Annotated in this window: 10 protein-coding genes and 1 tRNA gene; all 11 read right to left on the bottom strand. The window is 59.1% G+C overall.

Features of this window, described 5'->3' with window-relative positions; translation table 11 throughout:
* On the bottom strand, positions 1-437 hold a 437-nt coding region (locus tag AKV04_RS10805; RefSeq protein WP_054006443.1), incomplete at its 3' end, for a hypothetical protein.
* A gap of 5 nt (positions 438-442) precedes the next feature.
* Positions 443-1,408, bottom strand: a complete 966-nt coding sequence (locus tag AKV04_RS10800; protein ID WP_054006442.1) for a phage tail tube protein — start codon at positions 1,406-1,408, stop codon at positions 443-445.
* Complete coding sequence (locus AKV04_RS10795; protein WP_054006441.1) at positions 1,408-1,605, bottom strand: hypothetical protein; 198 nt, start codon at positions 1,603-1,605, stop codon at positions 1,408-1,410. Before AKV04_RS10795 ends, AKV04_RS10800 begins: the two co-directional genes overlap by 1 nt.
* The gene (locus AKV04_RS10790) at positions 1,602-2,042 is read right to left on the bottom strand and encodes a phage tail terminator protein (protein WP_054006440.1); all 441 of its coding nucleotides are present in this window, start codon (positions 2,040-2,042) and stop codon (positions 1,602-1,604) included. The genes AKV04_RS10795 and AKV04_RS10790 overlap by 4 nt, the downstream gene beginning before the upstream one ends.
* The gene (locus tag AKV04_RS10785) at positions 2,042-2,470 is read right to left on the bottom strand and encodes a gp436 family protein (RefSeq protein ID WP_054006439.1); all 429 of its coding nucleotides are present in this window, start codon (positions 2,468-2,470) and stop codon (positions 2,042-2,044) included. The genes AKV04_RS10790 and AKV04_RS10785 overlap by 1 nt, the downstream gene beginning before the upstream one ends.
* Positions 2,471-2,495: 25 nt before the next feature.
* Positions 2,496-2,570: transfer RNA gene (locus AKV04_RS10780), tRNA-Met, on the bottom strand.
* Positions 2,571-2,591: 21 nt separating this feature from the next.
* Entirely contained in the window at positions 2,592-2,918 is a 327-nt protein-coding gene (locus tag AKV04_RS10775) for a hypothetical protein (RefSeq protein ID WP_054006438.1), read from the bottom strand.
* Positions 2,919-3,009: 91 nt separating this feature from the next.
* Entirely contained in the window at positions 3,010-3,903 is an 894-nt protein-coding gene (locus tag AKV04_RS10770) for a Mu-like prophage major head subunit gpT family protein (RefSeq protein ID WP_054006437.1), read from the bottom strand.
* An 11-nt stretch (positions 3,904-3,914) separates the two neighbouring features.
* On the bottom strand, positions 3,915-4,346 hold the full coding sequence (locus AKV04_RS10765; protein WP_054006436.1) for a hypothetical protein: 432 nt from the start codon (positions 4,344-4,346) through the stop codon (positions 3,915-3,917).
* Positions 4,346-5,404, bottom strand: a complete 1,059-nt coding sequence (locus tag AKV04_RS10760) for a phage protease (RefSeq protein ID WP_054006435.1) — start codon at positions 5,402-5,404, stop codon at positions 4,346-4,348. The genes AKV04_RS10765 and AKV04_RS10760 overlap by 1 nt, the downstream gene beginning before the upstream one ends.
* A gap of 244 nt (positions 5,405-5,648) precedes the next feature.
* Positions 5,649-6,995 carry a phospholipase D family protein gene (locus tag AKV04_RS10755; RefSeq protein WP_054006434.1) on the bottom strand — a complete coding sequence of 449 codons (1,347 nt, stop codon included), beginning with the start codon at positions 6,993-6,995 and terminating at the stop codon, positions 5,649-5,651.
* Positions 6,996-7,015: the final 20 nt, after the last annotated feature.

Below are 7,015 nucleotides of genomic sequence, written 5' to 3'. Positions count from 1 at the left end.
CAGCTCTCCAAGCTCGGCGAGGTGGTGTCCGCGTCGGACGAGCCAAGCGAAGGCTTCGCCCCAGCCAAGTTGATCATCAGCGCCATCAGTCGCTCGCCCGCTGCCGCGCGTTCCGGCAACAGGCGACGGGCGAAAAAATCAAAGTTCACCTCGTAGACCGCCGAGATCAGCCGCAGCATCTCGTCAGGATCAAGATCCATCAGCCATGCCACGTCCGCGCCGGTGACGATCGACACCGCCTGACAGGCAGCTTCGGTATGGTGGGTCAGCACCGACATATAATCGGCGGCGACAACCAGCGGCATGAACGGCTCAGAGGCTTTGCCAAAGGCCGAAAGCTGGCGGACTTTCAGGTTCGGGATCGGGAGCGTCTTGCCCGCGATGGTCTCCCTGCGGATTTCGGGAAAGAACGCGGCCAGATCGTCAGTCTTTTCCATGTCCCTCACCGTGCGATGATGGTGAGTTCAGGCGCGCCGGTGACCCCCGGCAAGGCGCGCAAATCGGTGCTGATCATGATCGCGCCGTCGTCATCCACCGCCTGCGGGTTGGTGCGCTGAACGCGCGGCGCAAAGACGCCAATACGCTTGCCCGCCGCGTTGCCGTGGTTGAAGCCGAGAGAGGTCAGCGACACGGCGTTGATATCGGTGCGCCAGGTGATCTCTTCGGTATCCAACAGATCGACCGTCATCTGGCCACTGACCGCGCGATCCGTGATGGCGATCTTCTCGCCGCCCAGAAGTTTGCGGTGGGCCAGTTTGCCGCCCATGTCCCACATGATGCCTTTCGAGGCGAGCGAGGTGCCGCCTGCAATCGCACCTGCAGTCAAGGTAGGCCCCAGCAAGATATCGCCAGAGTTTTCGGTCGTGACGACCTGCGGGGTTTGGAAGGCCGTAAGATCGATGGCGGGCAAAGCCGAACTCAGCGCCTGGACATCAAAGCCCCAGAATTCGAAGTCTGCCGTCGGAATGGCGTAAGCGGAGAGGTCCAGTTTGACGGTACCGCGCGCGCCACGGGTGAGATAGCGCACCCCGTCACGGAAGAACCGGAAGGTCAGCCCCTCGAAGCCCGAGTTGATGAAGGCATACTCGACGCGGTTTGCCGCGACGATGGTCTCAGCAAAGCCGCAGCCACGCAGGAGTTTGCCCCATGCGGGCGGTGTGCCCGCCACACCCGATCCGACCAGTTCGACCTTGAAGTTCAGCTTGGCGCGACGGGTGGCGGGCAGTTCCTCGGAATTGCCCATCCACGGGGTCACCAGATTGCGCGGCACGTTGTCAGGCTCAATCACAAAGCTCGGCGGGGCCGCAAGCAGGATGCCATCGGTGGCCACGAAAGCCACCTCGGCAGTGCCATAAACCGCCTCAGGGCGGGCAAGAATGGCAGAGCGGCGGGTGTAACGATCGGCCATTATTCTGCCTCCTCGGAATCTAGTTTAATGGGGGGTTTAACGCCCTCTTCAACGGTGTCTGGCTCTGCCACCGGCAGCGGGACATGCGTGAGGGTGTTGGCCTCTTCATTCAGCACAAAGCTGCCTCCATGTGGCGGGATCGGCATCGCCGGAGCTTCGAGTGCGGCAACTTGGGTGGCGGTTTTGGGCGATTTCATGATGGGTTGATCCTCAGTTGGTCAGAGAGGGAAAAGGAAAGCTCGTAGGCCAAAGCACCTTGGCTGGCATCGACCAGGTTGCAGCGTTGAAACATCATCACGCCGATGCGGCTGCCCAATTCCCACCCCGCCATGGCAGCGATGATCGCCTCGATCATATCGGCGGCGGGCGTGAGGCTGCGCGAGGCCGAGACATCCGCCGCGCGCAGGCTCAGGATGACCGAGAACAGACGCTCGATCTTCTGGACGTAAAGCCCGACCTGCGGCTGCATCGGTTTTCCAGCGATGCCGGTGGGAATGACATGCGCGGCAGGCGTCACCTGCGGACGCTTGCCAGTAGCCGCCAGCGCCGCGAATTCGGCGGCTCCCGCAACCCGCCCACCCAGATCCGGCACGCGGGCCTTCAGCCGGGCAATGATCAGATCCACATCCGACATCAGATGAAGCCCTTCATGGTTTCTTCCGTGAAAGGGCGCGCGCGGTCTGTTGTCATGACGCCCGATGCGCCGGAAGAGGCGGGCTCGATACCTGCAGCTGGAATGCGCACCGCGCCCGAGCCGATTTCAGCAAGCAGTTTCAACGCGTCGTCATAGTCCTTGGTGATTTTCTTATCGGGCTCGGTGATGTGCAGGCTGTAGATCGCCAACTTCATCGCGATGTCGATCACCAGCGGCGGGACCGTTGCCAGCGGCAGGATATAGCGGGTGCCCAACTTGCCATCGATAAGGGCGTCGGCATCGGTCAGCGCCCGCGCAATCACGGATGGATCAATCTGGCCCGTTGCTACAGCCGCACGGTCGGTCAAATTGACCAGCATCGCTTCGCCAAAGCGCTCGGTCAGATTGGCTTGGGTCGCATAGGTCATCGGGGCCTCTGGGATCGGGGGAAACTGGTTGCGGGGGCAGGACTTGAACCTGCGACCTCTTGGGTATGAACCAAGCGGGCTGCCACTGCCCTACCCCGCAAAGGGGAACACGACGCGGGTTTCAGTCGGGCGGATCGACGACGGTGACGAGCAATTCGGGGTCACCGTTCAGGGCATGCCATTGGGCCTCGTTCAACGCACGCGCCGGGATGGAGGTCGGCTCGGAGGTGAAGTGCCGCCCGATGCGCCAGCGCCCTTTGGCCGGGCCTTTGACCACGATGGTCGGGCCTTTCAGCATGTCCAGGACTTCGGTGGCGACGATTTCAGGCAGCGCTTGCCCGGTTCCTTCGCCGGTGATGGTCTCGCCCGCAGCATTGCCTTCAGCACCCGCAGCCTGTTCGGCAATGCCCAGTTTTTCCAGATCGGTCTCGGGTTTTGCTTTGGCCACGGGGTGCTCCTATTGGCTTTTCGGCTTGATGAAGAGGGCGGGACTGACCGCCCCCTCTGATAAAACCGATGGGGTCAAATCAAGTTCGGCCTCAGGCCAACCACGGCACGACCAGCAGCTCGGCCGTGCCCTTCCATTCGTTGGTCTCGCCTGCGGTGCCGTATTCGGAGTTCAAGAGTTTGCGACCCGCACTTTCCATCGCGGGTGGAACCACCAACAGGTTCGGCACCAGGCCCAACGGGCCGCCACCGTCCGCCTTCATGCCCTGCACAGCGGCGCGGGCGATGGCGTAGTTCGCAGGGTTCAAGGTCTGCTTGGAGCCCCAAGCCAGCTGCGGCAGGCCGTAGCCGACGTTGCAGCGCATATCGACGCCGTAGACATATTCGTTGCGCTCAAAGACGTTGTCGTCCTTGTCGTTATCCTTGGCGGTGAAGGCAGGAGCTTTGCGCTCTTGGTAGATGATCGGCTTCAGCGGCCGGTTGGTGCACATCAGGAACCACGGCGTGCCAGCACCGCCATCGGTGTTGGCATAGGTCGACATCGAGCCATCGGCCAACATCACCGGATGGTCGGTGTCAAAGAAATACTGGCCATCCCAGCAGTTGGTCGCAAAGCCTGCCTTCAGAAGACCCCAGACCAGTTCCTCGGGCAGACGGGCCGCACCGTCCCCCATCATGGTGAAGCCGTCCGAGTACATGCCGAGATTGTCGTCTTCGATCATGTTGCGGTTGACCGCGATGGTCTTCTCGAAGTGCTTGTTCAACAGCGTGTAGGACGCTTCGGTCAGGTTGTCGATCTGACGGGGCCCGAGCCATTCGCGCAGGCCGGTCAGGCCTTTCATCCAGCCGTAAGTGTTCAAAGCGGTCGAGGACTTGACGGTTTTGGCGACGCGGTCCTTGAGTTTGGGCACGGCGTCGAAGGCATTCTGGTACTCGGTCGAGAAACCGACGCGCAGAGCCTGAAGAGTGGAAGCGGTAATCAGCATGTCTGTGATCCTTACGAAAGCTGGGCGCGGGTGAGGGCTTCGTCGAGGCGGACCCAGACGCCATTGGCGTCCACATCCACAACGGTGCCTGCGGGCGAGCGGGTGTTCGTGGCGCTGGTTTTGGCCACCGTCTGATCATCGACGATGTAGCAAATCGTGCCGATGTCGGCGGTGGCGATCAGATCGCCGGCTGCGGAGTTGGCGTACTGAAACACCCCCTCGCGGAAGGGCTGCGGCGTCACGCCCGCCGTGGTGCTGACACCCGACGCTTCGGCGCGGCCTGCACCAAACGAGCCGGTGGCGGTGGCTCCTTTGATCAGATGGCCAGATGCGTTGCGCATCAACAGCGCGCCCGCGAAGATGGCTTGGTTTGCCCCCAGCATGCCGCTGCGGTCGCCAGCGGCCATCTGTTTGGTGGAACGGTTTTCGTTCAAGGCGGTCATCAGCGTGCACCCTTCTTGGCATCGGCCTGCAGTGAGGCGAGGAACTTGTCATGCGGAATGCCCAGCTGATCAGCGACCTGCAGCTGTTCGGCATTCAGCGCGGTCAGCTCGGCATCAGCGCCGGGCGGCTGCGTATGCACTTGGCCGGTGGGTCCAAGCAGAGTGAACGCGCTGATCTCTTTCTCGACCCGCGCCGCGTCTTGGACGTGCATGGCGATGTAGTGATCGCGCAACGGCTTCACGCACTGCCGACCCTTGGCGATCTCGCCATCGACAAAGGCCGCCGCCTTTGCGGTTGCGCCCTCAGTTTGCAACACAGTGAGCTGGCCGGTGACCTTGGTCAATTCGGTCTGCAGCGCCGTGATGCTGCCATCGGTGGTCTTTGCCGCCTTCGCCGCCGCAAGGATCGTGACTGGATCATTGCCCTGCACGCCAAGGGCCACGCCGATTTCGGCCATGGCGGTTTGCAGCGCCGGGGCATCGCCGGGAGCTTTCATTTTGCCGATGGCGGTGAGGATCGCATCCTCGGTCGCGTCTTCACCAAGGCCAGTGGCCTTGGCAATGGCTGCCAGGTTCATGGTGGAATTCTCCGTGTTAAGAGATGTGAGGCCCTTCAAATTGGGCTTGTTGGTCAGCGAGGCGCGCAGCACCCGCGTGATGACGTTGTCGGCGGTGTGGTTGAACACCGGCGACAGGCCGCGATAGGCGCGGTCGGACATCAACTCCTTGCCTGCATTGGTCCAGCGGACGCGGCCCCAGAGCCCATCTGCGCGGGCTTGCAGTTCGGTGATCCAACCGCGCGCCGGGGCAGCCCCGCCCACCGCTGCCGACAGATCGGTCGCGTGGTTTTCGTCAATCGGCATGCCGCGTTCGGAGTGCATCGAGGCTGCGATCACCGCCGCCAGATCTGCCACCTTATATGGGCCACGCTGGTCATAAGTCTGGATTTCGCCCATCGCTGCGGGCAGCAAATGCACCCATTCCGGCGCATCCGCGCTATCGGGAAGATCAATGGCCGCAGCTAGCGCGACAAGGGGGTGTGAGATGGCTTTTGTCATGCCGCAACTATGGCGGCGGCGGCAAAACCGAATAACCTACAACGGTGTGTAGGGAGCGGCGGCAGGCCAGTTGGTCAAAGCTTGTCGTGAGGTTTGACCAGTGCCATTAGTTTCTCGGGGCGTGTCGGAGAAGGCGGCTTTGAGCACAGAGTGGTGGATGCTGCAAACCGCGCAGACTGCCGTAATGGGCGAACGCCAGCCCGGTGGGCAACTGAGAAACCGATATCCCCGTTAGTTGAAGTGCCTACTCGACATGGATAGTCACATCATGACCAAGAGCTTTCAGAGCTTTCGAGGTTCGTCCATTTCTAGGCGGGTAATGATCTGGCAAAGCCCAACCGACCATCTCACCGAGGGCACTAATCCCAAGGCCTTCAATTTTGTATCGCGGATCATCGATCGCTAGCCATAGGCGGTCAGGTAATTTGTTCATGTCCCCACCATAAAAAATGAAAGAGAGAACCTCTTTGACGTTCAGACCGCTTTCAGTCCTAAAGTTCCAGATTGTGTTGGAAAGTGCCTTCACCTTTTCAGGGATAGTGTATGCTTTCCCTGCTGACTGAAGCCCGACGGAGGTGTTTCTTACGCGGCGGGCATAATCCCAGATCGAGTGGACAGATAAGCAGACCTTTTCAAACTCATCTTTCCCCATTTTCTCCAATCGCTGTTGGCTCAGAGCATCTCTCAGAAACGGAGATGTTGTATTCAGCATTACATCCTCACCCTGCGGAGCAGTCTTCAAACCAGCCCACCATTTAAGCGCATCATTCTGAGCTTTATCTGGGTTAAATTTGTTTTGCTCGTAGAAGTCCACATACCTTGCTTTGCGGCCATCAAAGGTCTTTTGGTAGTAGAAGGCATGTAAGAATTGGTCGGCCTGCGCACCTGACGGAGCATCTTCAGAAATCCAAGAAGGTTTGTTTTCTTTCTGACTTACCTGGCCGCTGATATTTCTAAGGATTTGCAAAGTGCCGTACCACTCCTCAAGGAACCGGTCTCGGTTTGCATCTCTGGCTTTCCTTGGTGACGTGGTGGAAAGCCCCGACCATTTCTTGATACTAGAATTGGCCCAGAAGTCTTTATCGTCTGGCTGGTTTCTCGCCAATTCACTTTGGCGCTTCTTCATCAGATCATACAGTTCTTGGGTCAGAGGTGTCGAATTTTCGTTGAGTACCGAGAACATAAGAAGGATGTCATTCGCCAGCTTGTCGTCAATATCACTTTCTCGAAAGAAGAATCCCGCTTCAACGTTTCGGTTCCATGCACTATCGGTCAGGTTTGCCGAACCAACATATAGCCCATATCCACGCCACCAGATCACCTTTGCATGATGTTTCTCGACCAGCTTGCAGATGAACTTTGCCGATTTCCGGTTCAGGAACTTTAACAATACATTGGTGTCGACCGCCACTTGAGCATCAAGTCGTCCATAGAATTTCAATGGGATATCATGATTGAAGCACCAATCGAACAAAAGCGAATTGTCTGTCGCGTAAGCCACGGCAGCAAGAACCTCTTCTGTATCTTGAGCCGCGTTTTCAGTTATGTTTCGTAGATAATTTCCGTTTATCGCACCTAACATCAATTCCATTCAGCACCCTAAGACAAATT

The sequence above is a fragment of the Cypionkella psychrotolerans genome (genome assembly GCF_001294535.1).
GTDB classification, from domain to species: Bacteria; Pseudomonadota; Alphaproteobacteria; order Rhodobacterales; family Rhodobacteraceae; genus Cypionkella; species Cypionkella psychrotolerans.
Note: the sequence above shows the minus strand (reverse complement) of the source record. Positions and strands in the feature narration are given on the sequence as shown.

What these genes read in the sequence shown, in the direction of transcription:
- AKV04_RS10760 (WP_054006435.1), bottom strand. Translation starts at nt 5,404, where the DNA reads ATGACAAAAGCCATCTCACACCCCCTTGTCGCGCTAGCTGCGGCCATT.
- AKV04_RS10785 (WP_054006439.1), bottom strand. Translation starts at nt 2,470, where the DNA reads ATGACCTATGCGACCCAAGCCAATCTGACCGAGCGCTTTGGCGAAGCG.
- AKV04_RS10795 (WP_054006441.1), bottom strand. Translation starts at nt 1,605, where the DNA reads ATGAAATCGCCCAAAACCGCCACCCAAGTTGCCGCACTCGAAGCTCCG.
- AKV04_RS10800 (WP_054006442.1), bottom strand. Translation starts at nt 1,408, where the DNA reads ATGGCCGATCGTTACACCCGCCGCTCTGCCATTCTTGCCCGCCCTGAG.
- AKV04_RS10790 (WP_054006440.1), bottom strand. Translation starts at nt 2,042, where the DNA reads ATGTCGGATGTGGATCTGATCATTGCCCGGCTGAAGGCCCGCGTGCCG.
- AKV04_RS10770 (WP_054006437.1), bottom strand. Translation starts at nt 3,903, where the DNA reads ATGCTGATTACCGCTTCCACTCTTCAGGCTCTGCGCGTCGGTTTCTCG.
- AKV04_RS10755 (WP_054006434.1), bottom strand. Translation starts at nt 6,995, where the DNA reads ATGGAATTGATGTTAGGTGCGATAAACGGAAATTATCTACGAAACATA.
- AKV04_RS10765 (WP_054006436.1), bottom strand. Translation starts at nt 4,346, where the DNA reads ATGACCGCCTTGAACGAAAACCGTTCCACCAAACAGATGGCCGCTGGC.